Origin of the sequence: uncultured Piscinibacter sp. (genome assembly GCF_937952055.1) — a bacterium.
Lineage (GTDB): Bacteria > Pseudomonadota > Gammaproteobacteria > Burkholderiales > Burkholderiaceae_C > Piscinibacter.
Genome location: NZ_CALFYO010000021.1, coordinates 583,102 through 610,096, shown reverse-complemented (window position 1 = coordinate 610,096; position 26,995 = coordinate 583,102). Strand labels below are relative to the sequence as shown.

Genomic DNA, 26,995 nt, shown 5'->3' with positions numbered 1-26,995 from the left:
GGGCCGCGGCCTTCGACGCCGGCTCAGGCCGCGGCCGCGCCGCGCCGGTAGTCGCTGGGCGGCAGGCCCAGGTGGGTGCGGAACACGCGGCTGAAGTGCGCCATGTTCGAGAAGCCGAAGGCGAAGGCGATCTCGGTGATCGAGCGATGCGATTGCGCGCGGTCGTCGAAGCAGCGGCGGCACCCCTCGAGGCGGCGGCGCAGGATGTATCCCGCCACGCCGTCGGGCTCCTCGGCGAATGCGTTGTAGAGCTGGCGGCGGCTGCAGTTCAGCGCCAGCGCGATGCTGTCCACCGTGAGGTTCGGGTCGCCCAGGCGCTCGCCGACATGCTGCTTGATGCGCTCGCGCAGCGCCTCGCGTTGCGTCACGGCGGTGCCGATGCCGGCCAGGTCGAGCATCGACAGGTGCACGAGCTGCGTGATCGCATCGCCGACACCGCGCGCGGCCGTTTCCGACATGCCGGGCAGTTCGCGGTAGGCGTTGCGCATGGTCTCCAGCGCGATGCGTGCCACGCCGCCGCTGCCGCCCAGGCGGCGCGCCATCAGCGGGTCGAGCGTGATGCCGCGTTCCACCAGCCGGTCCTTCGGCACCATCACGATCAGGTGCTCCACGCGCACCGGGTTGGCCACCGCGTAACTGTCGGTGGTGTCGTAGATGCTCCACTGGTCGGGTGTCACCCAAGCCTCGCGGCCCTTCTGCTCGACACCGGCGCAGCCCACCCACGGCGCGACGATCTTCAGGTAGCCGGTCTCCGACTGCCGCACCAGCGAGGCCGAGCGCATGACGCGGTGGCGGTTGGCCTCCAGCCTCGTCAGCACGATGTCCCCCGCGCGCACGGTGGCCATGCGGCCATCGAATCCGGTGTCGCCGTAGAGGTCGGAGTCCAGACCGTGGAAGAGCTTGTGGATCCAGTCGGCCCAGAAGCCTGGCCGCTCGGCCGCCGAGACCTGGTCGGTGCTCATCGCGCTGACGACGGTGTTGCCCATGGCTGCCTCCGGTGGATGCGCGAGGGTAGCGATGGCGCATTGACCCCTCAAGCCTTGGGGCCGGGGGGTCGGGAAAGCCCTAGCCCGGCTGCACGGATCGGCAAGCCCGGCTGCACGTTCGGCAAAGCCGCGCCGCCGGCGTGTCCGAACAATGCATGGCACGACACCCGTCCACCGGCCGGAACGAGCCGGGCCTTCCATCCAAGGAGACAGACCATGAGCACCCGCCGTACCGTCGTCCAGGCGCTCGCCGCCTCGTCCGCCGCGCTGGCCTTCCCGTCGATCGTGCGCGCCCAGGCCGCGCCGGTGCGCATCGGCTACGCGATCGCCCGCACCGGCCCCTGGACCACCGGCGCCCAGGTCAGCCAGGAGCCCAACTACCTGCTGTGGGCGGAGCAGCAGAACGCCGCCGGCGGGCTGAACGTGAAGGGCACGAAGCGGCCAATCGAGCTGATCAGCAGCGACGACCAGAGCAACATCGAGACCTGCGTGCGCACCTACGAGAAGCTGATGGGCAGCGACAAGGTCGACCTGATCCTGCCGCCCTGGGGCAGCAACGCCAACTTCGCCGTCGCGCCGCTGGCCAACCGCTTCGGCTACCCGTTCCTCGCGCCCACGGCGCTCAGCCGGCGCCTGGTCGAGATGAAGCTGCCGTACTTCTTCCTCATGCTGCAGCAGCCCAAGCCGATGATGGACGCGCTGGTCGACATGCTCAAGGCCAACGGCGCGAAGAGCGCGGCAGTGATCTACGTCGACGACCTGTTCGGGCTGGAGAACTATGCCGCGCTGAAGGTGGCGCTGGCCGGCAGCGGCATCAGCCTGGTCGAGGACAAGAGCTACCCGCTGGGCGTGAAGGACCTGTCGCCGGTGCTGCGCTCGATGAAGGACAAGAATCCCGACGCCTTCATCGGCCTGACCTACCCGCCCGACACCATCCTCGCCAGCCGGCAGAGCAAGGAGATCGGCTTCAACCCGAAGTTCTTCTATGCCAGCGTGGGTACCGCCTTCCAGCTCTACCGCAACGTGATGGGCGCGGGCGCCGAAGGCGTGCTCGGCATGGGCTCGTGGAACGCCAAGACCAGCCCGGGCGCGAAGGCCTACTTCGACGCCCACGTGAAGAAGTTCGGCGCGGCCAAGGAGCCGGACCGCTGGGCCAGCGGCGCTGCCTGGGCTTCGCTGGAAATCCTCACCGCCGCGGTGGCCAAGGTGGGCCTGGAGCGCAAGGCGATCCGCGATTACGTCGCGGGCAACGAGCACGCCACCATCCTCGGCAAGATCAAGTTCGTCGGCAGCGAGAACGTGGGCACGCCGGGGACGGTGAGCCAGTGGCAGAAGGGCGAGTTCGAGGTGGTGTGGCCGAAGGCCCAGGCCACGGCGCCGCTGGTGCCGCAGAAGCCCGCGTGGGTCTGAAGACGCAGGCCCCGTGACCGCCGGCGCCTGGCTCGAACTGATCGCCTCCGGCCTGATCACCGGAGGCGTCTACGCGCTCGTCGCGCTGGGGCTCAACCTGCAGTACGGCCTGATGCGCATCCTGAACATCGCGCACGGCGAGTTCCTGATGGTCGGCGCCTTCCTCACCTGGATGGCCACCACGCAGTTCGGCATTTCACCGCTGCTGATGATCCCGCTGGCGTTCGCGTTGCTGATGGCACTGGGCCTCGGTGTGCATCGGCTCGTGTTTCGAAGGCTCACCCGCACCAGCCCCAACCTCGATGTCTTCGAGGCCCGCGGCCTGATGGTCAGCTTCGGGCTGATGTTCCTGGTGCAGAACTTCGCGCAGATGGCCTGGGGAGGCGACCTGCGTGGCTACGACTTCCTCACCGAGCCGGTGGCCGTCGGCGGGGCGCAGTTCGCCGCCAACAAGCTGCTGCTGCTGGCGCTCGCGCTGGCCTTCAGCGCCGCGCTGATCGTCACCCTGAAGAAGACGCTGTACGGCAAGGGCGTGCGCGCGCTGATGCAGTCGCCCACCGGCGCGCAGCTGGTCGGCATCGACACCGAGCGGCTGCACCCGATGATGTTCGGCGTCGGCCTGGGGCTCTCCGGCGTCGCCGGCTGCCTGCTGTCGATGACCTACACCATCTCGCCGAGCATGGGCGAGCCCTACACCGTGACGGCGCTGATCGTCATCACGCTCGGCGGATTCGGCAGCATGAGCGGTGCGCTGGTCGGCGGCCTTGCGCTCGGCGTGGTCGAAGCGATCGGCATGCACTTCACCAACCCCTCGCTCAAGTCGCTGCTGTCCTACGGCATCTTCATCGCCGTGCTGCTGTGGCGGCCCAACGGCCTGTTTGCACGTCAATGAGCGCCTGCCCATGAACACGAGGCGCGATCTGCTCGTCCTCTTCGCGCTGGCCGGCTGGGCGCTGGCGGTGCCGCACTACGGCAGCGAGTTCGCCGTCTCGATGGCGCTGACCTGCCTGATGTACGTCGGCCTGTCGTCGAGCTGGAGCCTGTTCTGCGGCACCACGCGCTACCTCTCGCTGGCCACCTCGGCCTTCTTCGGCATCGGCGCCTACACCAGCGCGCTGGTGCTCGAAACGTCGGGCTGGTGGATGGCGATCGCCCTCGGCGCGGCGATCGCAGCGGGCGTCGCCGTGGTGATGGGGGCGGCGGTGCTGCATCTGCGCGGCACCTACTTCGCGGTGCTGACCTTCGGCATGACCGAGCTGATCCGCCATGCCATCACCTACTGGGAGAAGCAGGTCACCGGCACGGTGGGCCGCGTGCTGGTGGTGGTGCCCGAGCGCGACACCGTCTACCTCACGGTGCTGGGCCTCGCGGTGCTGGCGATCCTGGTGTCCATCCTGGTGCGGCGCAGCCGCTTCGGGCTGGCGATGCAGGGCATCGGCGCCGACGAGCAGCGCGCGCAGACGCTGGGCGTCAACACCCGCCTCGTGAAGATCGGCGGCTTCGCGTTGACCGCGGCCTTCGCCGGCGCGGTGGGCGCGGCGATGAGCGTGCGCTGGACCTACATCGACCCGGCCACCGTGTTCAACCCCTTCATCGGCTTCCAGACCGTGCTGATCGCGCTGATCGGCGGCGCGGCCACGCTGTGGGGCCCGCTGATCGCGGCTGTCGTGTTCAGCCTGCTGGCCGAGACGCTGCGCCTGCAGCTGCCGCAGCTGTACATGATGACGCTGGGCCTGCTGCTGATCCTCTCGGTGCTCTACCTGCCCGGCGGCCTCGCCTCGCTGCGGCGAGAGACCTTCACGATGTGGCGCGACGACGTGCGCAGTTGGTGGCGCGAGCTGCGCGCCGGGAAGGCGAAGAAGGTGGCGGCGTGAACGGCCATCCCCTGCTCGAAGCCCGCGACGTGACGGTGCGCTTCGGCGGTCTCGTCGCCGTCGACAAGGTCAGCGCCGCGTTTGCGCCGGGCGAGCTGGTCGGCATCATCGGCCCCAATGGCGCGGGCAAGACCACCTTCTTCAACGCGCTGTCGGGCGTGGTGGAGCCGACCACGGGTGAGCTCTACGCCGGCGGCGCACGGCTCACGGGAGCCAAGCCGCACCGCTTCGCCCAGCAGGGCGTCGCGCGCACCTTCCAGACGCCGCGCGTGTTCGCCGAGCTGAGTGTCGCTGCCAACATCGATTTCGGCCTGCAGTTCGCCGGCCGTCGGCGCAGCGCGTCGTGGCTGCTGAAGGACGAGACCAGCATCCTCCACCTGATCGGTCTCGCCGCGCAGGCCGGCCTGCCCGCTGCGGCGATCACGCCCAGCCAGCAGCGTCTGCTGGAGATCGGCATGGCGCTGGCCACGCGGCCGAAGCTGCTGCTGCTCGACGAAGTGGCGGCCGGCCTCACCGAGAGCGAGATCGAGGCCATGGCGCAGCTGATCCGCCGCCTGCGCGACGACCTGGACCTCACGGTGATCTGGATCGAGCACGCCGTGACCACGCTGCTGCGCCACGTCGAGCGCGTGCTGGTGCTGCACCAGGGCCGCAAGATCGCCGATGGCACGCCGGCCGAGGTGGTGCGCAACGCCGAGGTGGTCGAGGCCTACCTCGGCGACGAGATGGTGGAGACATGATGCCCCCAAGCTCACTTCATTCGCAGCCCCCCGAGGGGGCGTTGCGGCCCTTCAGGCGGCCGTGCGGGCCACACGCATGAAGAACGACATCGAAGCGGCGCTGAACCGCCAGCTCGCGCACCTGAAGATCGAGGGCTTGAGCGCCGGCTACGGCCCGTTCCTCGTGCTGAGGGACCTCACGCTCGAGGCGCGCCCCGGCCTGACCGTCATCCTCGGCCCCAACGGCGCCGGCAAGACCACGCTGCTGAAGGCCATTGCCGGCCTGATCCCGCGCGGCGGCACGGTGAAGCTCGACGACGAGGAGATCGAGCCGGACGCCAGGACCTCCGACATCGTCGGCCGCGGCATCGCACTCGTCGCCGAAGGCCGACAGCTCTTCCCGCAGATGACGGTGGCCGAGAACCTCGAGCTCGGCGGCTGGCTGGTCGGCCCCGAGGAGCGCGCCAAGCGGCTGGAGCAGGCCTTCGCCGACTTTCCCAAGCTGCGCGAACGTGCGCACCAGCTCGCCGGCACGATGAGCGGCGGCGAGCAGCAGATGGTGGCGGTGGCGCGCGCGATGATGAGCGCGCCGCGCCTGCTGATGCTCGACGAACCTTCGCTCGGCCTGGCGCCGAAGATGGTCGACGAACTGCTCGCCATCGCGCGGCGCATTGCCGACGCCGGCACCACGGTGCTGATGGTCGAGCAGAACGTGCGCAAGGCGCTGGCCGTGGCCGACCGCGGCTACGTGCTGGAGCGCGGCAGGCTGGTCGCGAGCGGGCCGGCCTTCCTGCTCGCGCGCTCCACCGTCATCCGCCATGCCTACCTCGGTCAGGGCTCGGGCCCGACCGCCTCTCAAGCTGCCCACAAGGAGACCCACATGTCCGACCTGTCGATGCTCATCAACGGCCTGGCCGTCTCGGCCGAGAAGGGCGCCACCTTCGAGCGCCGCAACCCGCTGGATGGCTCGGTGGCCACGCGCGCCCCGGCGGCGAGCGAGGCCGACGCGGTGGCCGCCGTCGAAGCCGCCGCCGAGGCCTTCAAGACCTGGAGCCAGACCGGCCCCGGCGAGCGCCGTGCGCTGCTGCTCAAGGCGGCCGATGCGCTGGAGGCGAAGACGCCGAAGTTCTGCGAGGCCGTGCCTGCCGAGACCGGCGGCACGGCGATGTGGGCCGGCTTCAACGTGATGCTGGCCGCCGGCATGCTGCGCGAGGCGGCGTCGCTGACCACGCAGATCAGCGGCGAGGTGATCCCGTCCGACGTGCCGGGGTCGCTGGCCATGGGCGTGCGCCAGCCGGCCGGCGTCGTGCTGGGCATCGCGCCGTGGAACGCGCCCATCATCCTCGGCGTGCGCGCCATCGCCACGCCGCTGGCCTGCGGGAACACGGTGATCCTCAAGGGCAGCGAGAACTGCCCGCGCACCCACCAGCTGATCATCGAGGCGATGCAGGACGCCGGCTTCCCACCCGGCGTCGTCAACTACATCACCAATGCGCCGGCCGACGCCGGCAAGGTGGTGGAGGCGATGGTGGCGCACCCGGCGGTGCGGCGCGTCAACTTCACCGGCAGCACGCGCGTGGGCAAGCTCATCGCGATGACCTGCGCCAAGTACCTCAAGCCGGTGGTGCTGGAGCTGGGCGGCAAGGCGCCGCTGTTGATCCTCGACGACGCCGACCTCGACGACGCGGTCAACGCGGCCGCCTTCGGCTGCTTCGCCAACTCGGGGCAGATCTGCATGTCCACCGAGCGCATCATCGTCGACGAGAAGATCGCCGATACCTTCGTCGACAAGTTCGTCGGCAAGGCGAGCCAGCTGCCGCTGGGCGATCCGCGCAAGCCCGAGCCGGTGGTGCTGGGTTCGGTGGTGGGCATGGGCACGGTGGAGCACTGCAACGCGCTGATCGACGATGCGCTGGCCAAGGGTGCCAAGCTCTTGTGCGGCGGCAAGGCGAAGGACACGCTGATGCCCGCCACCGTGCTCGACCGCGTGACGCGCGAGATGCGCATCTATCACGAGGAGACCTTCGGGCCGGTGAAGTGCATCGTGCGTGTGAAGGGTGTCGATGCCGCGGTGGACTGCGCCAACGACAACGAGTACGGCCTGTCGGCGGCGGTGTTCGGCCGCGACATCGCGCGCGCGATGAACGTGGCCCGGCGCATCGAGTCGGGCATCTGCCATGTCAACGGCCCGACGGTGCACGACGAGGCGCAGATGCCCTTCGGCGGCGTGAAGGGCTCGGGCCTGGGCCGCTTCGGCGGAAAGGCCGGCATCGCCGAGTTCACCGAGCTGCGCTGGATCACGGTGCAGACGCAGCCGCGGCACTACCCGTTCTGATCGGTCGCGCTTGTGGCCTGTTGAGTTCGAGTGAAGAGAGCGGGGCTCGCTGCAGCGTCCGCGCTCGACCCAAACCGGGCATCTGGATGGTCAGATCGGCCGCCTGGAAGCAGCCGCTCGCCCAGGGAACTCGAACTTCCGCGACCCCGGAAGGCAGCACTGCCCGAACTGCGGCCGCGGTGACTTCAAGATCATCGCGGCGCTCCTCGAGCGGCCGGTCATCGAGAGGAGCCTCACCCACCTGGGCCGGGAACCGCAGCCGCCGCCCCAGGGTCGGGCACGCGAGCCGAGTCGACTTCGCCGCTTGAGCCGCGCCGGCGGTTGCAGACTCATCAACACGGGCTGCGCTGCCTGGAGGCAGCCGCGATGGCGCTGCGCCGCTTATCGGCTCGACGTCGGAAGACTCATGGTCAGCTCTGAGATCAAGGCCGGACGGGCCCCAAGCGGACCGTCACGGGGCAGGCGAGTCAGGACATGGCAACGGCGCAGGCGCCGGTTCCAAGCCATCCAGGCAGGCACCGGCCGTCCGCCCAGGCCTGGCTCGGGCTTTCGAGAGCCCGTTTGAGTTTCCCATGCGCGCTGGGCATTGCCACCGCGCGGCGAAGCGCGGCTTGCGCGCAGGGGCGAGTCGTGCCATGGTGCGACCCGTGCCGATCCACACCCCCTCTGATCAAAGGAGCGCGACGTGCCGCTGTACCTTGTCGAACGCAAATTTGCCGAAGCCCTCGACCTCGATGCTGCCAAGGTGCGTGCCGTCTCGGAGATCAATGGCGAACTCGGCGTGAACTGGGTGTTTTCGTTTCTCAGCGCCGACAAGCGCAAGTCCTACTGCCTGTACGAGGCCAGGGATCCCGAGGCCCTGCGCGAGGCTGCGCGCCGCAATGGCGTGCCGATCGATTCCATCGTGGAGGTGTCGCAGGCCTACGGCGCGCACATCCCCGTTCCGGCTGCCTGAGGCGCCAGGGGCGACTCAGTTCGTGGTCAGCGAGGCATCGATGAGCGCCCGGATGCGCGGGGTCAGGGCCTGCAGGCCGAGCGCCGTGGATTCGGCCAGCGCCACCTCCAGCAAGGCGAGCGCCCGCCGCGCGTCTCCTTTGCGGGCCCGTCGCTGCAGCATCCAGGCGTAGCGGTGGTGGCCGTGGGCCACCCACACCCGTGAACCTGCGGCGCTGTCGGCTGCGAGCGCGGCTTCGAAGTGGGCTTGCGCCTCGTCCCAGCGCCCCATCACGGTGGCCAGGCTGCCCAGCAAGCGGTCGGCTGACCCCAGGCAAGGGCCGCTCGAGTCTCCCAGCAAGGCCATGCCCGCGCGGCCGCTCAGCAGGTCGTACAGCTGCCCGGCGCGCGTCAGGTCCTCAAGGTAGACGCAGACCTCGGCGAGCAGCATGACCGAGGTGGTGCGCGCGGCATCGCTCAGACGGCCTTGCACGCGGTGCCAGGCCACGCTGTGGTACTCGGCCTCGCAGGCCTTGCGCATGTCGAGTTCGGCGTAGATCAGGGCCAGGCCCGGCTTCCAGGTCTGCGCCTCGGTGTTGGTGCGCACGAAATGCTCCAGCATGGGCAATGCTTCGCGCAAGCGGCCTTGCTCGCGCCGCAGGCAGAACATCTGCATGCCGAAGGCGCTGACGACCTTGTCCTCGGCGACCGCGCGCCCGCTCTGCAAGGCCTGCATGGCCCAGCGTTCTGCATCGTCCAGGCGGCCCTCGTTGATGGCCATCAGCACTTCCATGTGCTGGCACACCGCGAGCCAGAAGGGTGAACGCCATTGCGTGGCCAACGCCCGGCCGCGGGCACAGACGCTGGCCAGCTGGAGGCTGTCGCCTGCGTGCATCAGGTCGCACATGAAGTACGCCATCAGTTGCGACACCCGCTCGCGCAGGTTGAGCTGTTCCGCGATGTCCCAGGCCTCGCGGGTTGCGGCCAACCGCTCGTGCAGCATCTCGGGCCAGAACACGGCCGCCGAGATGGCCGCCAGTGCCATGTGCAGGCTGCGCGGATCGTCCAGTTCGCGCGCCAGCGCCACCGCATTGCGATGGGCTTCCATGGCCTCGGCGGGTCGGTCGCAGTAGATGTAGGCCACACACAGGCGCGAGACGAGCTCTACGCGCACGCTGTCGTTGGCCGGGTAGCCGGCAATGGCCTCCACCAGCATCGCCACCGCGGCCTCGCCGGATCGGCTGGCCTGGGTACTGCTGTTGGCATAGCCGATGGCTGCTCGCGCGAACGCATCGGCCTGGTCGGTCTGGCGCGCCAGCGCGGTGGCCTGTCGAAACAGCTCGTTGGCCGCTTCCACGTTGCCGTGCCACAGCTGTGCGTCGCCGATTGCCTGCAGCACGCGGCAGCGGCGCTGCAGATCGCGCGGTGCGTGTCGTTGAAGCAACTGCAAGGCCACGTCGTACAGGCGAATGGCCTCTTCGAAGGCCAGCACTTTGCCGGCGTGACCGGCCGCGCGCTCGGCGTAGTCGAGCGCCTTGTGCGCGGCATCGCCAGCGCCGGCTTCGCTGAAGTGCACCGCCAGTTGCGACCAGATGCCGGGGTCGTCGGTGCCGTGGCGCTGTTCGAGTGCCTCGCCGATGCGCAGGTGCAGGCGCGCGCGGCGCAGCGGCAGCATCTCGTCGTAGAGCGTTTCGCGGATCAAGGCATGGCTGAAGCGGAAGTCCTGCGCGTCCGGCATCGGCTCGATGAGGTGCTCGTCCATGGCTTCTTCCAGGGTCTGCAGCAAGGCCTCTTCGTCGGTGTCGGCATCCAGATCGCTCAACAGCGCCAGGTCGAATCGGCGACCGATGCACGCTGCCACCGCCAGTGTGCGAGCGGCGGCGGCAGACAGTCGATTGAGGCGCTGCCCGATCACCTCGCGCACGCCCGCCGGAATGGCCTTCAGCCAGGGCGCGTCCTCGCCAGCCGCGCCCAGGCCCTGCGGGCCCTGGGTGTCGAGGAGGTAGCGCAGCGTCTCGACGAGGAACAGCGGGTGGCCTTCGGTGCGAGTGTGCAGGGCCTGCACCAGGCGCGCGCTGGCCGCCTGGCCGCTGATGGCGCTGGCGAACTCCTGCGTCTCGCCGACGCTCAGGCCGCGCAGTTCGATACGCTGGCACCCGCTGGCGCGGGCCAGCTCGGCCAGGGTGTCGAACAACGGGTGCTGGCGCGAGAGTTCCGTGTCGCGGTAGGTGCCGACGATCAGCAGCGCGCAGTCCGCAAGCTCATGGGCCAGAAAGGCCAACAGCCGCAGCGAGGACGCATCCGCCCAGTGCAGGTCCTCGAACGCCAGGAGCACCGGCGTGCGCCGTGCGGCCCGGCGCCAGAAGCCGACGACGGCGTCGAAGAGACGAAAGCGCGACTGTTGCGAATCGGTCGTGACGGCACTGTCGGCCTGCAGGCCGAAGCGCTCGGCCACCTCGGGTGCGATGGACGCGATGTCGGCGATGCCGTTGCCCAGCAGGGCGAGGGCTTGCTCGTCGCTGCAGGCATGGAGCTGCCCTCGGATCAACTGGCGCCAGGCCCAGAAGGGCGGGGCGCCGGCCTCCTCGGGACAACGGCCCCAGCCGACCACCGCGCCTTCGCGTTGGGCCTGCCACGCCAGCCGTTGCAGCAGGTGCGATTTGCCGATGCCGCCGGAGCCGGCCAGCAGCACCATGCGTCCGGCGCCGCGGCGCGCGCTGTCCAGCGCGGCCATCAACTGGGCCAGTTCGGTCTTGCGGCCGACGAACAGATCGGCAGGGCGCTCGTCGCCGGCCACCGGCACCGACTCGGCGGGTGCGGATGCATTCGAGGCCGCGGTGGGTGCAACGGCCTCATCGGTCACCGACAGCGCGGCCGAGAAGCGGTAGCCGCGCGCGGGGATGGTCGCCACGGCCTCGCGCCCGAGCAGCTTGCGCAAGGCCGACACCTGCACCGACAGGTTGTTCTCCTCGACCACCAGCCCGGGCCAGACGCGTTCGAGGAGTTCGGCCTTGCCCATCACGCGATCGCGCGACTCGATCAGGCACACGAGCAGGTCGAAAGCCCGCGCACCCAGCTCCGCGGCCTGACCGTCAACCAGCACGAGTCGCTGGTCCGGCAGGACCTCGACGCGGCCAAAGGTGTAGCGCATGGGCATGGGGGCAATCTCCTCAGGGCGAGACCATACCCGCGTTGGGCCGCAAACCGTTCGCCCGAAGCGCACATCGGCCACGCAGCAGCGCCTGATTAGAAACGTTTAGGCGCTGATTAGGCGCGTCAAAGGACAGCAAGCCCCCCTCGGCGAGACAGTTCATCCATCGACAACGACCCACCCGGGTCACGACACCGAAGGACCGAACCATGAACGCCACGACCCTGCTCCCGACCCCCCTGCCAGCCGCGCCGATGCCCCTTGGCGCCCGCATCCGTCAGATCTTTCGCCGGCTGCGCCGCCGCCTCGACGCGGCAGCAGCGCCCGCACCGGCCGCTTGCGTCGTGCTGTCGCTGCAGCGCGAGCAACTGCACAGCGTGCGCCATCCCCAGGGCCGCGAGGTCCGCTGCCTCGAAGGGCGTCTCTGGCTGACCTTCGAGCACTGCCCGGTGGATGTCTTCCTCGACCCCGGCGAGAGCCTGCACTGCGGCACCCACCAGGGGCTGCTGATCCAGGCGCTCAAGCCCGCCCGCTGCCTGATGGTCTGAAAGCAGCCCCTGGCGCCACCCATTCACCGGAGATCGTCATGACCCAGGTCCTTCTCGCTGCACCCGAAGCCGACACGGCCATTGTCTCGTTCTGGAACCAGATTCTGGCGCCCAAATTCCTGCGCTTCCAGCACGTGCTGGTGGGCGGCCTGTCGCGTCACAGCGAAGCCGTGATGCCCCTGCTGCCCATCCGTACCGGCGACCACGTGCTCGACGTGGGCTGCGGCTTCGGCGACACCGCACTGGCGCTGGCGCAGCGCGTCGGCCCGCAAGGCCAGGTGCTGGGCGTCGACTGCTGCCAGGCCTTTCTCGACATTGCCGAACGCCATGGCCGCGAGGCCGGCGCCGACAACCTGCGCTTTGCGCAAGGCGATGCCGAACGCGAACTGCCCGAGGCGGCCTACGACTTCGTCTTCGCCCGCTTCGGCACCATGTTCTTCACCAACCCGGTGGCTGGCCTGCGCGCCATGCGCAAGGCACTCAAGCCCGGCGGGCGCATGGCGCACATCGTATGGCGCCGCCGCGAGGACAACCCCTGGCTGACGGCCGCCCGCGAAACCGTGCTGCGCTTTCTGCCAGCGCCCGGCGCCAATGCGCTGACCTGCGGGCCCGGGCCCTTCTCGATGGCCGACCCGGCGACGACCCGCGCCCAGATGGAGGCCGCGGGCTTCACCGAGATCGAGTTCCGGCGTGTCGATGCCCGGGTTCTCGTGGGCCGCACGGTCGCCGACGCCATTGCCTTTCAGCTGGCCATCGGGCCGGCTGGCGAGACCTTCCGCGAGGCCGGGCCGCTCGCAGAAGAACGACGCCCGCAGATCGAGGCCGCTTTGGCGGACCTGTTCGCAGACGTTGAAACCGACAGCCAGGGACTGTGGATGGACAGCTCCTCCTGGCTGATCACGGCCCGCGCTCCGGGCGCGCGCTGAGGCGCCCATCCCTTTGTCAATCAACCCCCGAAAGGAAATCACCATGTCCCAAGCCACCCTGACCCCGCCGTCCCCCGCCACCGCAACCCTCGCCACCGCGGCCCCCGTCAACCCAAACAAGGCCCTCTGGGAGAAGGGCGACTTCACCCGCATCGCCCGCACCATGCGCGAAAGCGGCGACGCCCTCGTGCGCGGCCTCGGCATCCGCCCCGGCCTGCAGGTGCTCGACCTGGGCTGCGGCGATGGCACGACCGCCGTGCCCGCCGCGCGGCTGGGCGCACAGGTGCTGGGTGTCGACATCTCCGCCCCGCTCGTGCAGGCGGGCATCCGCCGCGCTCAGGCGGAAGGCCTGTCGAACCTGCGCTTCCAGGAGGGTGACGCCTGCGACCTGCAAGGCATCGAGGACCAAAGCGTCGACCTGCTCGTGAGCATCTTCGGCGCCATGTTCGCCCCGAAACCGTTCGACGTCGCCAAGGAAATGGTCCGCGTCGTTCGCCCGGGTGGACGCATCGTGATGGGCAACTGGATCCCCAACGATCCGACCCTGGTCGCGCAGATCCTGAAGATCAGCTCGGCGTATTCGCCGCCGCCGCCGGCCGGGTTCATCAGCCCGATGACCTGGGGCGTCGAGGCCAACGTGATCGAGCGTTTTGCCGCTGCCGGTGTGCCCGCCGCGCAGATCGCTTTCGAGCGCAGCGCCTACACCTTCGGTACCGACTGCTCGCCGGCCGCGTTCCTCAGCGACTTCCGCCACTACTACGGCCCAACGATGAATGCGTTCGCCGCCGCCGAGCAACAAGGCAAGGCGGAAGAACTGCAGCGCGAGCTCGCCGCCCTGTTCGAGCGCGAGAACCGCAACCCGTCGAAGGACGCCACGACGATCTCGGCCACGTTCCTCAAGGTCACGGTCACGCGCCCCTGAGTGTCCCGACACCTGTCCTCATCGCCTCCCGACTTCACTTCCCCCCGAAAGGAATCACCATGTCTCAAGCCACCCTTGCCCGAGACCCCGTCCAGAACGGCGTCAACGTCGATGCCCTCATGGGGGCGCGCGGCGCCTTCGAGCAGGCCCCGCAGGCCGCGGCCTTCACCTTCCGCAGCCGCTGCGACTGGATCAGCGGCACCCACAGCCGCAACACCATCGACGGCTTCTTCGGCCTCGGCCAGGAGCACAGCCGCTCGCGCGGCTTCGCCATCGAGTCGGACCACCCCGAAGTCTTCGCCGCCAAGGACAGCGCCCCGACGCCGCCCGAGATCGTGCTCTCGGCCCTGGCCAGCTGCCTCACCGGTGGCGTGGCGGCGGTCGCGCAGCACCGCGGCATCCAGCTGCGTTCGGTGCGAGCCACGGTCGAGGGCGACCTCGACGTGCGCGGCATCCTGGGCGTGGACCCGGACGTGCGCAACGGCTTCTCGGCGATCCGCGTGTCCTTCGACATCGACGCCGACGCCACGCCGGAACAGGTGCAGGCGCTGGTGGCGCAGTCGCAGAAGCGCTCCGCGGTCTTCGACATCCTGACCAACCCGATCAACGTGTCGGTGCAGGTCGCCAACTGAGCCGCACGCCTGCCGGAGCCCATGCCATGAGACGGATCACGACGGTCGTGGTGGGCGCCGGTCAGGCAGGGCTCGCCATGAGCCACTGCCTGAGCGAGCGCAGCGTCGAGCACGTGGTGCTCGACCGCGGCGAGGTGGCCCAGAGCTGGCGCAGCCAGCGCTGGGACAGCCTGCGACTGCTGACCCCACGGTGGCAGAGCCGCCTGCCGGGCCATGACTACCGCGGGCCGGATGCCGACGGCTACATGTCCATGAGCGAGGTCGTGGACCTCCTATCGGCTTACGCCGGCCGCGCCCGGGCACCCATCGAGACCCGCAGCGGCGTGCACGCGATCACGCCGCACGGCGAGGGCTACCGCGTGGCGACCCAGCACGGCGAATGGCAATGCCGCCAGGTGGTGCTCGCCACCGGTGCGTGCCAGGTGGCCCATGTGCCCGCGCTGTCGGCGGCCCTGCCGTCGGACGTCGTGCAACTCACGCCACTGACCTACCGCAATCCGGACCAGCTGCCCAGCGGACCGGTGCTGGTGGTGGGCGCGTCGGCCAGCGGCATGCAACTGGCGGCCGAGCTTCGCGCCGCCGGGCGCGAGGTGACGCTGGCCGTGGGCGAGCACATCCGCATGCCGCGCCACTACCGTGGGCGGGACATCCAGTGGTGGATGGACCGGGCCGGACTGCTCGACGTGCACGCGGACGAGGTCGACGACATCGAACGCGCGCGGCGTGTGCCCTCGCTGCAATTGATGGGTGCTCCCGAGCGACAGTGGCTGGACCTCAACAGCCTGCAGGACGCCGGCGTCCGGATCGCCGGTCGGCTGGTGGATGTGCGTGATGGTCACGCCCTCTTCGCAGGCTCCCTGGCCAACCTGTGCGCCCTGTCGGACCTGAAGATGAACCGCCTGCTCGACAGCGTGGATGCCTGGGCCGCCGTGGCCATGCCCGACCACGTGCCGCCGCCCCAACGCTTCGCACCGACCCGTTGTCCGGCCATGCCGCCCTTGCGCCTGCCGCTGTCGGGCGGGCGGGTCCGCAGCGTGATCTGGGCGACCGGCTTCCGGCCCGATTTCAGTTGCCTGCGCCTGCCCGTGTTCGACACGCGTGGCCGGCTTCGCCATCAGCAGGGCCACGTGGCCCCGGGCCTGGTGGTGCTGGGCCTGCCTTTCTTGCGGCGTCGCAAGTCGGCGCTGCTCGATGGTGTGGGCGATGACGCGCGCGAACTGGCCGATCACCTGGCGCGCAGCCTGGGGCGGCAAGCCGCCTGATGCCGACCGACTTTGGTTGAGCCCCTTGAAGGAGACCGCCATGAACCGCAACCAACAGATCCAGACCGCCCAGAACCAGTTCATGCGCGGACTGCAGGCCAGCCCCGAGCGCGCCGTGACCACATCGGTCACCCGCGGGCGGGTCGAGACCGGTCTGATGTGCCACATCCAGCAGGGGCGCTACGAAGTGGTGAGCGACCTGGGCAGCCGCATGGGGGGCGACGGCGCCGGCCCATCGCCCAGCTTCTATGCGCGCGCCGGCATCGTGGGCTGCGTGGCCATCGGCATCAAGATGGCTGCGGCGCGCAGCGGACTCGACTTGCGCACGGTGGACGTGGCGGTGGAGACCGACATGGACGACGGCGCCTTGTTCGGCCTGGGTGATCGCAGCGCCGCACCCCTGGAGACACGCATCTCGATTGCCATCGAGACCGACGTCGACGAGCAGGCGGTGGATGCACTGGTGCAGCGCGTGCTGCAGATGGACCCCTGGTTTCTGGCGCTGCGCGACGCGCAATGCGTGCGCACGCAGCTGTTGATTCAGGAGCCGGCGCTCGAGAACCCCGCGCTCGGTTGAGCTGTCGCTGCATCACCCCGGCCGGCGCTGTCCGGCGAGCGGGTGCAACTGAACGCTGCCGGGCCTTCCGCACAGCCGCCTGTCGCCTGCGACGGCTCCTGGCCGAACTGAGCCAATCAGACTTGTGCTCCAAAGCGATCTCTGACGTTCTGCCGCCTCTGGCCCTATGACCGCTTTCCGGTCACGCTGCGACAGGCATAGACCGGCCATCAACTGTCGTTGGTGGAGGGCAGCTTCCAGGTTGCAGATCGACAACCTCGCGCTGCCTGGACTGCTGCGGCGGGGTGCATAAGACTTGCGTAGCGACCCTGGGCCAGCCCGTGATCGAGAAGATCATCACCCATCTGGGAACTGCAGGCCCCTGAAGGAGGCCGCAACGCGTTCGCCGTCCTCCTCCGGCGCGCGTTGCACCGAGCCGAAATCCGCCCCGGCGCGGCAGAAGCCCAGCGGCCAGGCGACATTGTCCGCCTCGACGTCTTCTCGGCCAGGCCCTTGACACCGCACGCTGCGGTGTCAAGGGCCTGGCGTCGTCATTGCGTCAACGCAAGGTCGACGTGCCGACCAAGGTCGAGCATGCGGGCGTTGGTTGGCACGGACGGAGGCCGGATGGCGTTGCGATCGGGAAGTCTGCGCGCAGCGGCGCTGTGCGTTGTGGTGACGCTGGTGGCTTGCGCCTCCCCTGGCCAGCAGCCGGCCGAAGGCTCGCTGGCGATCGGCGAGGTGCTGCGCGTCCTGACGCCGGACCAGGTCGCTGGTGGCGACTTCGCGCCCGGCTATCCGCGGGCACATCTGGCGGACTGGGTCCGGGACCGCGGACTGACTGAGGCTGACGTGGCGGCCGGCCGGGCGATCGTCGTGCGCCACGGCCTCTACGGCTCGACGCAGGACATCATGAGCCTCGCCCAGGTCGACACTGACCTGGCGATCACGGTCGGCAACGTGGTCGAGTTGCGCGTCGACGGCGCTGGGCGCGGCCACGTGCTGCGCGTACGGGCGGCCGATCTGGCGGTGGGGGGCTGCCACTACGAGGCCGAACCCGCCGGCCTCCTCGACGACTTGGTGGGCATCGTCAGCTTGCGGGGCACGCGCGACGTGGCTGTGCTGCGCTGCCAGGGCTTCGAAGCCGAGGGCTGGACGAAGACGCCGGGTCATTTTTGGACCCAGTTGCCGGGTACCGGCCCGCGACCCGACGCCACGCCGCCGGCGCTGGCGCCGGCACCGACGGGAGGGGTAGTGCAGCCGGCGCGGCCGCCGGCGGACACGCCATCGCGGCCCGACTTGGCCACGCTGGTCGTGATGCGTACCGACATACAGGCCCTGTCGCTCTTCGACGTGGAGTTCCGCGTCGAAGGCCAGCAGGTCGCGAAGCTGCCGCCCGACCATTGCGAAGTCGTCCTCCTGGTCCCCGGCGAGTACGTGGTCCGGGCGGGCGGCAGCCACGGCGCAATCGGGCCGGCGGCCCGCGAACTGCGCGTGACCGTGCGCGGCGGCGATCGCGTCGTTGCGGAATACGTGATCGACAACCGGCCGCAGAACCGGCCCGGGCCGCTGGGATTCTTCTCGGCGGCCAAGCGCGAGGAGGCGGCGCAGAAGATCTACGTCCTGACCCAGCGCCCGGCGGGCAACGGGGATCGCTGCGCCATCCTGCGCGCGCCGCAGATCGTCGGCCCCGCCCCGGCCGAGGCGGCCTCGGCGCCACGCAGCCCCTGACCACCCGCACGGGGGCATGCCTGCGGCCCGTTGGGGGAGCGGGGGGCGGTGGCCGGCCGCCTACTCGCGTGTGCTCACCGCTGCGGGATCTCCGTCGAGTGGCTATGCATGGGTCCGTGGGGCGGCTTTGTGGCGACGAGATCAGGGCGGCGGCAGGCGCCGATAAGTCGAAGACTCATCAGCGAGTGGCAGCTTGGGGGCATCGGACCTTGAACACCGATTTCCGGCGATGAATCCGAAGGGTCGGCCGTCGCAACCCGACCCTGCTGCGACGTTCGCTGAATGGACTTGGCCGGCATGAAGCAGTCGTCGGCGTGGGTGGTTCCCACGAGGCCCCAATGTTCCACGAGGCGCATCGGCGGCTGGTTTGCCAACCACGGCACGAAGTCCGTCGGAGCCTGCAAGAAATGCCTCGGCCACAACGGCGAATCGGCTCCCGGATTGTCCCCATCCCTTCGACGCTTCGGACAGCTATTCCGAACCTTGGTACAGGGCGTCGAGTGCGGCCTGGCAACGCGTACCGCGGGGCAGCGTCTGACCGGCGATCCACAGCTTGTGCCAAGCCTGCACGGTGAGGTCGTGCGTGAGGTTCTGGACGTGCTTTCGTTGCTCCTCGCGGGAACGCCCCCCAGGCGTTTCGGGTCGAGTGCAGCCTTCCGCGTGCCAGCGCTGACGCCAACAAGCCGTCAGATGACGCTTCGACGCAGACGGCGTAGGACGCGGCAACCGTGAACGGCACGCTGCCGAAAGAGGCAGCTTTGAGCATCATCATCGGCGCGGCGATCGCGGCCCGTGCCGGAGCGTCCTGCGGAAGGTCGTACGTCTGCAGGAAGTAAGCTTCGATCCTCGCCTCGGCGGCGTTGGGGCGAACAATCCCCGCGCCTTCGGCCCGCAGACCCTCCATGAACTTCGGCCACTCGGCATAAGCCAGCGCTCCCCTGAGCCCGCCTGCGTCCACCCGGCGTGGTAGCGACAGAGCTGGGCACCATCGTTCATGACCGACGGCTCCTGGCCGCGAGCCGCCGGACGCCGGCGGTCCCACCCCTCGCACGCGACTGGTTCTCAGCGCAGCGTCCAGAAGCGCCGATGCGATTCGGCAATGGCCTCGGCCACGGCTGGCACCGGGCCAATCACCCGCATGTCCTTCTGCCCGCGTGCGAACACCTCGCGGCAGGGCAGGTCCAGCGTCGGGTTCTCGGCGTGGTTGCCGGTCAGGCGCAACAGCTCGCGCTCTTCCAGCCCGTAGATCACCCGGCCGATGTGCGCCCAGTACTGCGTCCCGGCACACATCGCGCAGGGCTCGACGGTGGTGACCAGCGTGCAGCGCCACAGCAGCTCGGGCGGGAACTGCCGGGCCGCCTCGCGCGCCAGCACCGCCTCGGCGTGGTCGACGCTGTCGACATTGCCTTGCTCCAGCAGCACCGTCTCGTGGTCGGGCGCCACCAGCAGGGCGCCGAACGGATGATGCCCGGCGGCCACGGCACGCTCCGCCAGGCCCTGGGCCCGGCGCAGCAGCGCGATCACCTGCTGCGCCGTCGGTTCCGTGCGCTCGTCCATCGGCGCACTGTACGTCAGTGACCTTGCGAGCCGCGGTGGGCCCAGGCCGTCGTGCGCTTCTCGATCAGCGAGAAGAGCTCGTACATCGCCATGGCCATCGCCCCCACCACGACCAGGCCGGAGAAGGCGAGCCCCATCTGCATCGAGCTGCCGGCCGAGATCAGCAGGTAGCCGATGCCCTCATTGCTGGCGGTCATCTCGCTGACCGTGGTGCCCACGAAGGCCAGCGTGATCGCCACCTTGAGCGAGCCGTAGAAGTAGGGCAGCGAACGTGGCAGGCCCACCTTGGTCAATACGTCCCAGCGCTTCGCGCCGAGCACGCGCAGCACGTCCTCCAGCTCCGGCTCCAGCGTCGCCAGGCCGGTGGCGATGTTGACCATGATGGGGAAGAAGCTGATCAGGAAGGCGGTGAGCACCGCGGGGCCGACGCCGATACCGAACCACACCACCAGGACGGGCACGAAGGCCGCCTTGGGCAATGCGTTGAAGCCGGTCATCAGCGGGTACATCGCGTCGTAGGCCAGGCGTGAGCTGCCCATCAGGAAGCCCAGCAGCACGCCGACCACGATGGCGATGGCGAAGCCCACCATCGTCACCCAGAAGGTGCGCCAGGCGTGGCCGAGGATGGTGCCGCGGTGCTCCCAGGTCTGCTCGGCAATGCGCACAGGGCTGGGGAAGATGAACTCGCTGACGTGGAAGACGGAGCAGATCAGTTGCCAGACCAGCACGGTGGCGACGAGCAGCAGCAATGGCGCGGCGCGTTCGAGGGGCGTCTTCGTCATGGGGCGACCTCGCCGGTCGCACCCACGGGCTTTCCGGGTTGACCGCGGTTGGCCCCGATGTGCCCGCGCAGCTCGTGCACGATGTCGATGAACGGCGCGGAGTAGGTGACCTCCAGGTCACGTGGGCGCGGCAGCTCGATCTCGCGCCTGACGACAATCCGGCCCGGGCTCTTGCTCATCACGTAGACGGTGTCGGCGAGGAACACGCTCTCGCGCAGGTCGTGGGTGACCAGGATGACGTTGAACTTCCGAGCCGCCTGCAGGTCGCGCAGCGTGCACCACAGCTCCTCGCGCGTGAAGGCATCGAGCGCGCCGAAGGGCTCGTCGAGCAGCAGCATCTTCGGCTCGTGGATCAGCGCGCGGCAGATGCTGGCGCGCTGCTGCATGCCGCCGGAGAGTTGCCAGGGGAACTTGTCCTCGTAGCCGGCCAGGCCGACGCTGGCCAGCAGCGCACGCGCCCTGGCGGCGTACTCGCTGCGCTTGAGCCTGAAGCTCGACCGATACGGCTCGACGATCTCCAGCGGCAGCAGCACGTTGTCCAGCGTCGTGCGCCAGGGCAGCAGGCTGGGTGCCTGGAAGGCCATGCCGGTGATCTTCAGCGGCCCGTCGACCGGCTGGCCACCGAGGGTCACGGTGCCCTTGCTCGGTCGCTTCAGCCCGGTGGCCAGCTTCATGAAGGTGCTCTTGCCGCAGCCCGAGGGGCCGACGATGGCGATGAACTCGCCCTCGCGCACCGTCAGGTCGATGGCCTCGACCGCGAACTGGCCCTTGGCGAGCAGTTCGTCGTTGTAGGCCAGCCAGACGTCGTGGAAATCGACGAAGGCGGTCATTTCCTGAAGATGGCCCGATCGCTGACGCTCGGCAGGTAGGCAGCGTTCCACACGGCGTTGGCGTTGACGCGCTCCTTGGTGGCGAAGGCATCCGACACCTGGCTGGCCATCAGCGCCAGCCGCCCGGCATTGACGTCGCCGAAGCCCTCGGCCTTGGCGTCCGGCGTCAGCACGGTCTGGTCGAGTGCGAGCTGCAGGCGGCGCAGTTCGAGGTCCGCATTGACGATGCCGTCGCGCTCCTTGACCGTGGCCACCGCCGCCCTGGGGTCGGCGATCACGTCTTTCATGCCCTTGGTGAAGGCGCGCAGGAAGGCCTTCACCGCCTCCGGGTTCTTCTTGAGGAAGTCTTCGCCGGCGATGATCACGTTGCCGTACAGCTTCACGCCGTGACTCGCGTACGGAAACATGACGATATCCTCCGGCTTGACGCCGCGCGCTTCCAGATTGAGCAACGAAGTGAACGAGAAGCCGGTGATGGCGTCGACGTCGCCGCGCACCAGCATGGTCTCGCGCAGCGGCGGATCCATCGCCGTCCAGGCGACGTTCTTCACGCCGTTGGCCTTGGCGAAGATCGGCCACGCGCGGCGCCCGGCGTCGAACACCGGCGCGCCCAGTTTCTTGCCTTCGAGGTCGGCCGGCGTCCTGATGCCGCTCTTCTTCAGCGTCAGCACCGCGGCCGGCGTGTTGTTGTAGACCATCATCACCGCCACCGGCTTGTTCGGCGCGGTGGGGTTGTTGGCGTGGAACTCCATCAGCGCCGCCAGGTCGGCGAAGCCCATGTCGTAGGTGCCGGAAGCCACCCGCGTGACCGTGCCGCCCGAGCCGTTGCCGGCATCGATGGTCACGTTGAGCTTCTCGGCCTTGAAGTGGCCCTTCGCCGCCGGCACGAGGAACAGCGACGCAGGGCCCTCGAAGCGCCAGTCGAGCTGGAACTTGACCGGTGTCTCCTGTGCCTGCGCGGGAACCACGAGCACCAGGCTCGGCACGACGGCGATCAAGGGCACCGCGCGCAGCAGCAGTCGACGGGAGGTGGACGGTTTCGAGGGCATGGGCGACTCCGGATCGGGGACAGACCGATCCGGGTCGCAAGAAGCGTGCGCGGCGCGCCGCTCTCGCGCTGGTGCGCGATGCACCCGCTTGGTTCGGGCGCTCAGCTCAGCAGATCGAACAGCGTGCGCGCCACCACCTTGGTGGCGCGGCGCAGATCCTCCAGCACGATGTGCTCGTCGGCACGCTTGGCGTTGCTCTCCAGCACCGTGCGCGGCCCGGCGCCGTAGATCACCGCCGGAATGCCGCGCTCGCAGTACAGGCGCACGTCGGTGTACAGCGGTGTGCCCGAGGTGGGGATGGGCTCGCCGAACACCGCCTTGCCATGCCTGCATAGCGCCTCGACCAGCGGCTGGTTACCGGGCAGCGGCGTCAGCGCGCGCGCCAGCAGGATGCGCTTGATTTCCACCGTGATGCCCGGCACCTGCTTCGCGGCGTCCTCGATGACGCGGCGGATCGTCGCTTCCACCTCGGCGGGGTTCTCCTCCGGAATCATGCGGCGATCCAGCTTGAGGACCACCTTGCCGGGCACGACGTTGGTGTTGGTGCCTCCCTGGATCTGCCCGACGTTGAGGTAAGGGTGCTTGATGCCCGCCACCTTGGAGCTGACCTGCTTGTACAGCGTGTTCTGCGCATACAGCGCGTTGAGGATCGCGGTCGCCCCCTGCAGCGCGTCGACGCCGGTGTCGGGAATCGCGGCGTGCGCCATCTTGCCGTGCACCGTCACCTCCATCTGCAGGCAGCCGTTGTGCGCCGTCACCACCTGGTAGCTGAACCCGGCCGCGATCAGCAGGTCGGGCTTCGTGTGGCCCTTGTCCAGCAGCCAGCCGGGGCCGAGCTCGCCGCCGAACTCCTCGTCGTAGGTGAAGTGCAGTTCGACGCCGCCCTTGAGTGGCAGGCCCAGCGCCTCCAGCGCGCGGGTGGCGAAGATGTAGGTCGAGAAGTCGCACTTGCTCACCGCGGCGGCGCGGCCGTAGAGCTTGCCGTCGTGCACTTCACCGCCATAGGGAGGGTAAGTCCAGCCCTCGCCGGGGGGCACCACGTCGCCGTGGGCATTGAGCGCGACGGTGCGGCCTTCGCCATAACGGCGGCGCACGATCAGGTTGGTGATCGACTCCAGCCCCGCGGCCTTCACCAGAGCGGCCGGCACGGGGAACCTCTCCGCCGCGAAGCCGAAGCCCTCGAGCAGTTCGGCCGTGCGCTCGGCATGCGGTGCGTTGTTGCCCGGCGGCGTGTCGGTGGGCACCTGGACCAGGGCCTGCAGCGTGTGCACCTGCTCGTCGAAGTGGGCGTCGATCCAGGCGTCGAGTTGTTCGTAGGCGTTCATGCGAGTTCGTCGTTCAGTTGGCCGAGCAGGTGCTGGAAGGCCCGCACGCAGAGGTCGGCATCGTCGTTGGTGCTGGACTCCAGCGGGTTGTGGCTGATGCCGGCGTTCAGGCCGCGCACGAACAGCATGGCCTGCGGCATCACCTCGTGCAGCTTCATCGCGTCGTGCCCGGCGCCGCTGGGCATGCGGAACACGGGCAGGCCGAGAGACTCGACGGCGCGCTCCCAGCGCGTCTGCCATGGCGGCGCGCTGGGTGCCGCGGACGCACGCATGGTCTCCTCGACCTTGTGGTGCAGACCACGGCGCTGGCAGATCGCGGCCAGCTCGGCCAGCACGTCCGCAGCGAGCGCATCGCGCGCTTCGTTGGTGGTGGCGCGCAGGTCCAGGCTGAACTGGCAGCGGCCGGGCACGACGTTGATCGAGCCGTTCGGCACGTTCAGCATGCCGATCGTGCCGACCACGTCGGGCACGCTCGACGCGCGCCTCTCGACGAACTGCGCCAGCTCGGCCACCGCCACCGCAGCATCGCGGCGACGGTCCATCGGCGTGGTGCCGGCATGGCTGGCCATGCCGACCACCTCGCACTGGTAGCGCACGCCGCCGTTGATCGAGGTGACCACCCCGAGCGGCAGGTCGAGCTCGTTGAGCACCGGCCCCTGCTCGATGTGAACCTCGACGAAGCCGAGGTAGCGCGCCGGGTCGCGCGTCATCCGGGCGATGGCCTCCAGCGTGCCGGGCCGGCCGGCGGCCTGCATCGCCTCGCGCATGGTGCGGCCGTCGGCGTCCTTCTGATCCAGCCAGGCCGGGTCGAACTGGCCGATCACTGCGCCCGAGCCGAGGAAGGTCGCCTTGTAGCGCTGGCCTTCCTCCTCGGCGAAACCGATCACCTCGATGCCGAAGGGCAGTCGCCGGCCTGCGCGGTGCAGCTCGCGCACCGCCACCAGCGGCACGAAGATGCCCAGCCGTCCGTCGTACTTGCCGCCGTTGCGCACGGTGTCGAAGTGCGAGCCGGTGAGCAGCCGCCTCGCGGAGACATCCGCGCCGTGGTAGACGCCGACGACGTTGCCCACCGCGTCGACGCTCACCTCGTCGAACCCGCACTCGCGCATCCAGTGCTGCAACTGCAGCTGGCAGGCCTGGTGGGCCTCGGTCAGGTAGGTGACGGTGAGCAGGCCCTGCTCGGCATAGCCTGGGTCGCTGTGGCGCGCCAGGATCTCGGCGCAGTCCCACACCTGGTTGCCCAGCACCGGCTCGAAGCCGAACTTGTCGTTCAGCCGGATCTCGGCGATGCGGTGGATGTTGCGCAGGCACTCCGCGAGCTCGAAGTCCGGGTGGTTCTCCAGCCGGCGCGCGAAGGTGGCGATGATCTCGGCACGTGTCAGCCCCGTGCCGCGCGGCCCGCGCACGGCGAGGATGAAGGGCCAGCCGAAACGTGCGTTGTAGTCGGCGTTCAGCTGCTGCAGGCGTGCGAATTCTTCGGGCGAGCAGTGCGTCAGTCCCGAGGCACTCTGCTCGTGGGTCGACTCGGCGGTGAGCGTGCGCGTCACCATGGCCTTGCCGGCCAGCTCCGGGTGGGCGCGGATCAGGCCGAGCTGCGCCTCTCGGCCGGCCTCGGCGAGCACCCTCACCATCGCGTGCTTGAGCGCGGCGAGGCTGGCGAAGGGCCGCTTCGCCATCGCGCGCTCGGCGATCCAGGGCGAATGCTCGTACAGACCGTCGAGCATGCGGGCGGCGTCCGCCGTGGACGCGGCATTGAGTTGTTCCAGGGTGATCGTCATGACTGGACCTTGAACGGATGGACCTGCCTCCAGTGCCTCGCGATGTCGATGCGGCGGCACACCCAGACGCGGTCGTGGCGCTCGATGTGGTCGAGGAAGCGCTGCAGCGAGCGCATGCGCCCGGGGCGGCCGAGCAGGCGGCAATGCATGCCGACACTCAGCATCTTGGGCGCCTCGTCGCCCTCGGCGTAGAGCACGTCGAAGGCGTCGCGCAGGTAGGTGAAGAAGTCGTCGCCCTGGCTGAAGCCCTGCGGCAGGGAGAAGCGCATGTCGTTGGTGTCCAGCGTGTAGGGCACGATCAGGTGCGGCACCGTCGTGCCATCGGTCCTCGTCACCTGCGTCCAGAACGGCAAGTCGTCGCCGTAGTAGTCGCTGTCGTACTCGAAGCCGCCGTGGTCGGCGACGAGCCGGCGGGTGTTGGGGCTGTCGCGGCCGGTGTACCAGCCCAGCGGTCTCTCGCCCGTCAGCTTCTCGATGATTTCCATGCCGATGCGCAGATGCTCGCGCTCCTGCTCCTCCGGCATGGCCTGGTAGTGGATCCAGCGCCAGCCATGGCAGGCGATCTCGTGCTTCAGCTCGACGAAGGCCCGGGTCAGCTCGGGATGACGCTCCAGCGCCATCGAGACGCCGAACACCGTCAACGGCAGGCCGCGTTGCTCGAACTCGCGCAGCAGCCGCCACACGCCCACCCGCGAGCCGTACTCGTAGATCGACTCCATGCTGAGGTGGCGATCGGGGTAGGCGGCAGGGCTGAACATCTCCGAGAGGAACTGCTCGCTGCCGGCGTCGCCGTGCAGCACGCTGTTCTCGCCGCCTTCCTCGTAGTTCAGCACGAACTGCACCGCGATGCGGGCGTTGCCCGGCCAGCGGGCGTGCGGCGGATTGCGGCCGTAGCCGACCAGGTCGCGTGGGTAGGAAGCCGTGGTGTTGCTCATGGTGCGTAGGGCTTGAGGGCGTCGGTGAGGTCGGGCGTGCGCGGATCGAGGCGCAGGTTGTGCTCGACGTTGTGCAGGTGCTCGTCCATCAGCTTGACGGCGGCGCGCGCGTCGCGCCTCGACAGGGCGTCGACGATGGCCACGTGCTCCGCGAAGGAATGCTCGGCCGAGTGGGAGGACTGGTACATCAGCGCGATCAGCGAGGAACGGGTGACCAGGTCGACGAGCAAGTCGGCCAGCACCCGGTTGCCGAGCATCTGGGCGATCACCACGTGGAAATCGGCCAGCAGCCGGGTTCGGCCGGAGACGTCGGTGCGCTGCACCGCGGCCTGCTCGGCGCGCAGGTGGGCGCGGAGCTCCGCAAGCTGCACGTCGGTCAGTCCGCTGGCGGCGCTGCGGATCATGGCCGACTCGAGCATGCGCCGCACTTCGAAGACCTGGCGCGCTTCCTCGATGCTGGGCTCGGCGACGCGCGCGCCGCGCGCCGGCTCCAGCGTGACCAGCTTGTCGCGGCTGAGCTGGTTGAGCGCCTGGCGCACCAGCGTGCGCGAGACCTTGAAGATGTCGGCGATCTTCTGCTCGGCCAGCTTGGTGCCGGGCATCAGGCGGCGCTCGACGATCGCCGCGGTGATCGACTCGACGATGCGCTGCGTGCTCGTTCCGGCCTCGGCGCTGGCGCGCGGACTGCTCGCCTTCGCGCCGGCGCGGACGACCTGCAGGGTGGGATTGGAACGCGGCATCGTGTTCGATCGGT

At 69.4% G+C, this 26,995-nt stretch carries 23 protein-coding genes and 1 pseudogene; 14 read left to right on the top strand and 10 right to left on the bottom strand.

All coding sequences use genetic code 11. The features are described from left to right. Positions 1–23 precede the first annotated feature (23 nt). On the bottom strand, positions 24–986 hold the full coding sequence (locus tag Q0599_RS17145) for a helix-turn-helix domain-containing protein (RefSeq protein ID WP_298831899.1): 963 nt from the start codon (positions 984–986) through the stop codon (positions 24–26). 216 nt (positions 987–1,202) lie between these two features. On the opposite strand from Q0599_RS17145, the gene Q0599_RS17140 reads away from it, so the two are divergent. The 7 genes and pseudogenes from Q0599_RS17140 to Q0599_RS17110 all read left to right on the top strand — a co-directional run bounded on the left by Q0599_RS17140 (position 1,203) and on the right by Q0599_RS17110 (position 8,279). Continuing rightward, positions 1,203–2,396 (top strand): amino acid ABC transporter substrate-binding protein, encoded by a 1,194-nt coding sequence (locus Q0599_RS17140; RefSeq protein WP_298831897.1) that lies wholly within the window; start codon positions 1,203–1,205, stop codon positions 2,394–2,396. 13 nt (positions 2,397–2,409) lie between these two features. After that, positions 2,410–3,288, top strand: a complete 879-nt coding sequence (locus Q0599_RS17135) for a branched-chain amino acid ABC transporter permease (RefSeq protein ID WP_298831895.1) — start codon at positions 2,410–2,412, stop codon at positions 3,286–3,288. A gap of 10 nt (positions 3,289–3,298) precedes the next feature. Next, entirely contained in the window at positions 3,299–4,270 is a 972-nt protein-coding gene (locus tag Q0599_RS17130; protein WP_298831894.1) for a branched-chain amino acid ABC transporter permease, read from the top strand. Then, positions 4,267–5,010 (top strand): ABC transporter ATP-binding protein, encoded by a 744-nt coding sequence (locus Q0599_RS17125; RefSeq protein ID WP_298831892.1) that lies wholly within the window; start codon positions 4,267–4,269, stop codon positions 5,008–5,010. Before Q0599_RS17130 ends, Q0599_RS17125 begins: the two co-directional genes overlap by 4 nt. Then, positions 4,934–5,596 (top strand): annotated as a pseudogene (locus Q0599_RS17120) (ABC transporter ATP-binding protein); the annotation flags it as partial. The gene Q0599_RS17125 and the pseudogene Q0599_RS17120, both read left to right, overlap by 77 nt. 273 nt (positions 5,597–5,869) lie before the next feature. Continuing rightward, positions 5,870–7,324 (top strand): aldehyde dehydrogenase, encoded by a 1,455-nt coding sequence (locus Q0599_RS17115; protein ID WP_298832755.1) that lies wholly within the window; start codon positions 5,870–5,872, stop codon positions 7,322–7,324. 685 nt (positions 7,325–8,009) lie between these two features. Continuing rightward, on the top strand, positions 8,010–8,279 hold the full coding sequence (locus tag Q0599_RS17110) for a DUF4242 domain-containing protein (RefSeq protein WP_298831890.1): 270 nt from the start codon (positions 8,010–8,012) through the stop codon (positions 8,277–8,279). Between the two features lie 15 nt (positions 8,280–8,294). On the opposite strand, the gene Q0599_RS17105 is transcribed toward Q0599_RS17110, so the two are convergent. Beyond that, entirely contained in the window at positions 8,295–11,414 is a 3,120-nt protein-coding gene (locus Q0599_RS17105) for an AAA family ATPase (RefSeq protein ID WP_298831888.1), read from the bottom strand. A 203-nt stretch (positions 11,415–11,617) separates the two neighbouring features. On the opposite strand from Q0599_RS17105, the gene Q0599_RS17100 reads away from it, so the two are divergent. The 7 genes from Q0599_RS17100 to Q0599_RS17070 all read left to right on the top strand — a co-directional run bounded on the left by Q0599_RS17100 (position 11,618) and on the right by Q0599_RS17070 (position 17,985). Then, positions 11,618–11,956, top strand: coding sequence for a DUF2917 domain-containing protein (locus tag Q0599_RS17100; RefSeq protein ID WP_298831887.1), 339 nt, complete (start codon positions 11,618–11,620; stop codon positions 11,954–11,956). 38 nt (positions 11,957–11,994) lie between these two features. Further along, positions 11,995–12,882 carry a methyltransferase domain-containing protein gene (locus Q0599_RS17095; RefSeq protein ID WP_298831884.1) on the top strand — a complete coding sequence of 296 codons (888 nt, stop codon included), beginning with the start codon at positions 11,995–11,997 and terminating at the stop codon, positions 12,880–12,882. Between the two features lie 43 nt (positions 12,883–12,925). After that, the gene (locus Q0599_RS17090) at positions 12,926–13,804 is read left to right on the top strand and encodes a class I SAM-dependent methyltransferase (protein ID WP_298831882.1); all 879 of its coding nucleotides are present in this window, start codon (positions 12,926–12,928) and stop codon (positions 13,802–13,804) included. A gap of 59 nt (positions 13,805–13,863) precedes the next feature. After that, positions 13,864–14,436: an OsmC family protein gene (locus Q0599_RS17085; protein ID WP_298831879.1), complete on the top strand. Its 573-nt coding sequence runs from the start codon at positions 13,864–13,866 to the stop codon at positions 14,434–14,436. A 26-nt stretch (positions 14,437–14,462) separates the two neighbouring features. Then, positions 14,463–15,698, top strand: a complete 1,236-nt coding sequence (locus Q0599_RS17080; protein WP_298831876.1) for an NAD(P)/FAD-dependent oxidoreductase — start codon at positions 14,463–14,465, stop codon at positions 15,696–15,698. 40 nt (positions 15,699–15,738) lie between these two features. Then, on the top strand, positions 15,739–16,275 hold the full coding sequence (locus Q0599_RS17075) for an OsmC family protein (RefSeq protein ID WP_298831873.1): 537 nt from the start codon (positions 15,739–15,741) through the stop codon (positions 16,273–16,275). A 606-nt stretch (positions 16,276–16,881) separates the two neighbouring features. Beyond that, positions 16,882–17,985: a hypothetical protein gene (locus Q0599_RS17070; RefSeq protein ID WP_298831870.1), complete on the top strand. Its 1,104-nt coding sequence runs from the start codon at positions 16,882–16,884 to the stop codon at positions 17,983–17,985. A 1,062-nt stretch (positions 17,986–19,047) separates the two neighbouring features. Here the strand turns inward: Q0599_RS17070 and Q0599_RS17065 are convergent. The 8 genes from Q0599_RS17065 to Q0599_RS17030 form a co-directional block, all read right to left on the bottom strand. Further along, positions 19,048–19,542 carry a nucleoside deaminase gene (locus tag Q0599_RS17065; protein ID WP_298831867.1) on the bottom strand — a complete coding sequence of 165 codons (495 nt, stop codon included), beginning with the start codon at positions 19,540–19,542 and terminating at the stop codon, positions 19,048–19,050. A gap of 14 nt (positions 19,543–19,556) precedes the next feature. After that, positions 19,557–20,324, bottom strand: coding sequence for an ABC transporter permease (locus Q0599_RS17060; RefSeq protein ID WP_298831864.1), 768 nt, complete (start codon positions 20,322–20,324; stop codon positions 19,557–19,559). Further along, the gene (locus Q0599_RS17055; RefSeq protein WP_298831862.1) at positions 20,321–21,154 is read right to left on the bottom strand and encodes an ABC transporter ATP-binding protein; all 834 of its coding nucleotides are present in this window, start codon (positions 21,152–21,154) and stop codon (positions 20,321–20,323) included. Before Q0599_RS17055 ends, Q0599_RS17060 begins: the two co-directional genes overlap by 4 nt. Further along, the gene (locus Q0599_RS17050) at positions 21,151–22,203 is read right to left on the bottom strand and encodes an ABC transporter substrate-binding protein (RefSeq protein WP_298831860.1); all 1,053 of its coding nucleotides are present in this window, start codon (positions 22,201–22,203) and stop codon (positions 21,151–21,153) included. Before Q0599_RS17050 ends, Q0599_RS17055 begins: the two co-directional genes overlap by 4 nt. Before the next feature lie 101 nt (positions 22,204–22,304). Then, complete coding sequence (locus Q0599_RS17045; RefSeq protein ID WP_298831857.1) at positions 22,305–23,528, bottom strand: M20/M25/M40 family metallo-hydrolase; 1,224 nt, start codon at positions 23,526–23,528, stop codon at positions 22,305–22,307. Further along, positions 23,525–25,306 (bottom strand): 2-oxo-4-hydroxy-4-carboxy-5-ureidoimidazoline decarboxylase, encoded by a 1,782-nt coding sequence (uraD, locus tag Q0599_RS17040; RefSeq protein ID WP_298831854.1) that lies wholly within the window; start codon positions 25,304–25,306, stop codon positions 23,525–23,527. Before uraD ends, Q0599_RS17045 begins: the two co-directional genes overlap by 4 nt. Then, on the bottom strand, positions 25,303–26,241 hold the full coding sequence (gene puuE, locus Q0599_RS17035) for an allantoinase PuuE (RefSeq protein ID WP_298831852.1): 939 nt from the start codon (positions 26,239–26,241) through the stop codon (positions 25,303–25,305). The genes uraD and puuE overlap by 4 nt, the downstream gene beginning before the upstream one ends. Further along, on the bottom strand, positions 26,238–26,981 hold the full coding sequence (locus tag Q0599_RS17030) for a GntR family transcriptional regulator (protein WP_298831849.1): 744 nt from the start codon (positions 26,979–26,981) through the stop codon (positions 26,238–26,240). Before Q0599_RS17030 ends, puuE begins: the two co-directional genes overlap by 4 nt. Between the last annotated feature and the right edge of the window lie 14 nt (positions 26,982–26,995).

Excerpts from the sequence above, each read along its gene's own strand:
- Q0599_RS17090 (WP_298831882.1), top strand. The coding sequence starts at position 12,926 with ATGTCCCAAGCCACCCTGACCCCGCCGTCCCCCGCCACCGCAACCCTC.
- Q0599_RS17115 (WP_298832755.1), top strand. The coding sequence starts at position 5,870 with ATGTCCGACCTGTCGATGCTCATCAACGGCCTGGCCGTCTCGGCCGAG.
- Q0599_RS17105 (WP_298831888.1), bottom strand. The coding sequence starts at position 11,414 with ATGCCCATGCGCTACACCTTTGGCCGCGTCGAGGTCCTGCCGGACCAG.
- Q0599_RS17070 (WP_298831870.1), top strand. The coding sequence starts at position 16,882 with ATGGCGTTGCGATCGGGAAGTCTGCGCGCAGCGGCGCTGTGCGTTGTG.
- Q0599_RS17085 (WP_298831879.1), top strand. The coding sequence starts at position 13,864 with ATGTCTCAAGCCACCCTTGCCCGAGACCCCGTCCAGAACGGCGTCAAC.
- Q0599_RS17055 (WP_298831862.1), bottom strand. The coding sequence starts at position 21,154 with ATGACCGCCTTCGTCGATTTCCACGACGTCTGGCTGGCCTACAACGAC.
- uraD (WP_298831854.1), bottom strand. The coding sequence starts at position 25,306 with ATGACGATCACCCTGGAACAACTCAATGCCGCGTCCACGGCGGACGCC.
- Q0599_RS17145 (WP_298831899.1), bottom strand. The coding sequence starts at position 986 with ATGGGCAACACCGTCGTCAGCGCGATGAGCACCGACCAGGTCTCGGCG.
- Q0599_RS17080 (WP_298831876.1), top strand. The coding sequence starts at position 14,463 with ATGAGACGGATCACGACGGTCGTGGTGGGCGCCGGTCAGGCAGGGCTC.
- Q0599_RS17065 (WP_298831867.1), bottom strand. The coding sequence starts at position 19,542 with ATGGACGAGCGCACGGAACCGACGGCGCAGCAGGTGATCGCGCTGCTG.
- Q0599_RS17060 (WP_298831864.1), bottom strand. The coding sequence starts at position 20,324 with ATGACGAAGACGCCCCTCGAACGCGCCGCGCCATTGCTGCTGCTCGTC.
- Q0599_RS17100 (WP_298831887.1), top strand. The coding sequence starts at position 11,618 with ATGAACGCCACGACCCTGCTCCCGACCCCCCTGCCAGCCGCGCCGATG.
- Q0599_RS17050 (WP_298831860.1), bottom strand. The coding sequence starts at position 22,203 with ATGCCCTCGAAACCGTCCACCTCCCGTCGACTGCTGCTGCGCGCGGTG.
- Q0599_RS17140 (WP_298831897.1), top strand. The coding sequence starts at position 1,203 with ATGAGCACCCGCCGTACCGTCGTCCAGGCGCTCGCCGCCTCGTCCGCC.
- Q0599_RS17075 (WP_298831873.1), top strand. The coding sequence starts at position 15,739 with ATGAACCGCAACCAACAGATCCAGACCGCCCAGAACCAGTTCATGCGC.
- Q0599_RS17130 (WP_298831894.1), top strand. The coding sequence starts at position 3,299 with ATGAACACGAGGCGCGATCTGCTCGTCCTCTTCGCGCTGGCCGGCTGG.
- Q0599_RS17045 (WP_298831857.1), bottom strand. The coding sequence starts at position 23,528 with ATGAACGCCTACGAACAACTCGACGCCTGGATCGACGCCCACTTCGAC.
- Q0599_RS17030 (WP_298831849.1), bottom strand. The coding sequence starts at position 26,981 with ATGCCGCGTTCCAATCCCACCCTGCAGGTCGTCCGCGCCGGCGCGAAG.
- puuE (WP_298831852.1), bottom strand. The coding sequence starts at position 26,241 with ATGAGCAACACCACGGCTTCCTACCCACGCGACCTGGTCGGCTACGGC.
- Q0599_RS17095 (WP_298831884.1), top strand. The coding sequence starts at position 11,995 with ATGACCCAGGTCCTTCTCGCTGCACCCGAAGCCGACACGGCCATTGTC.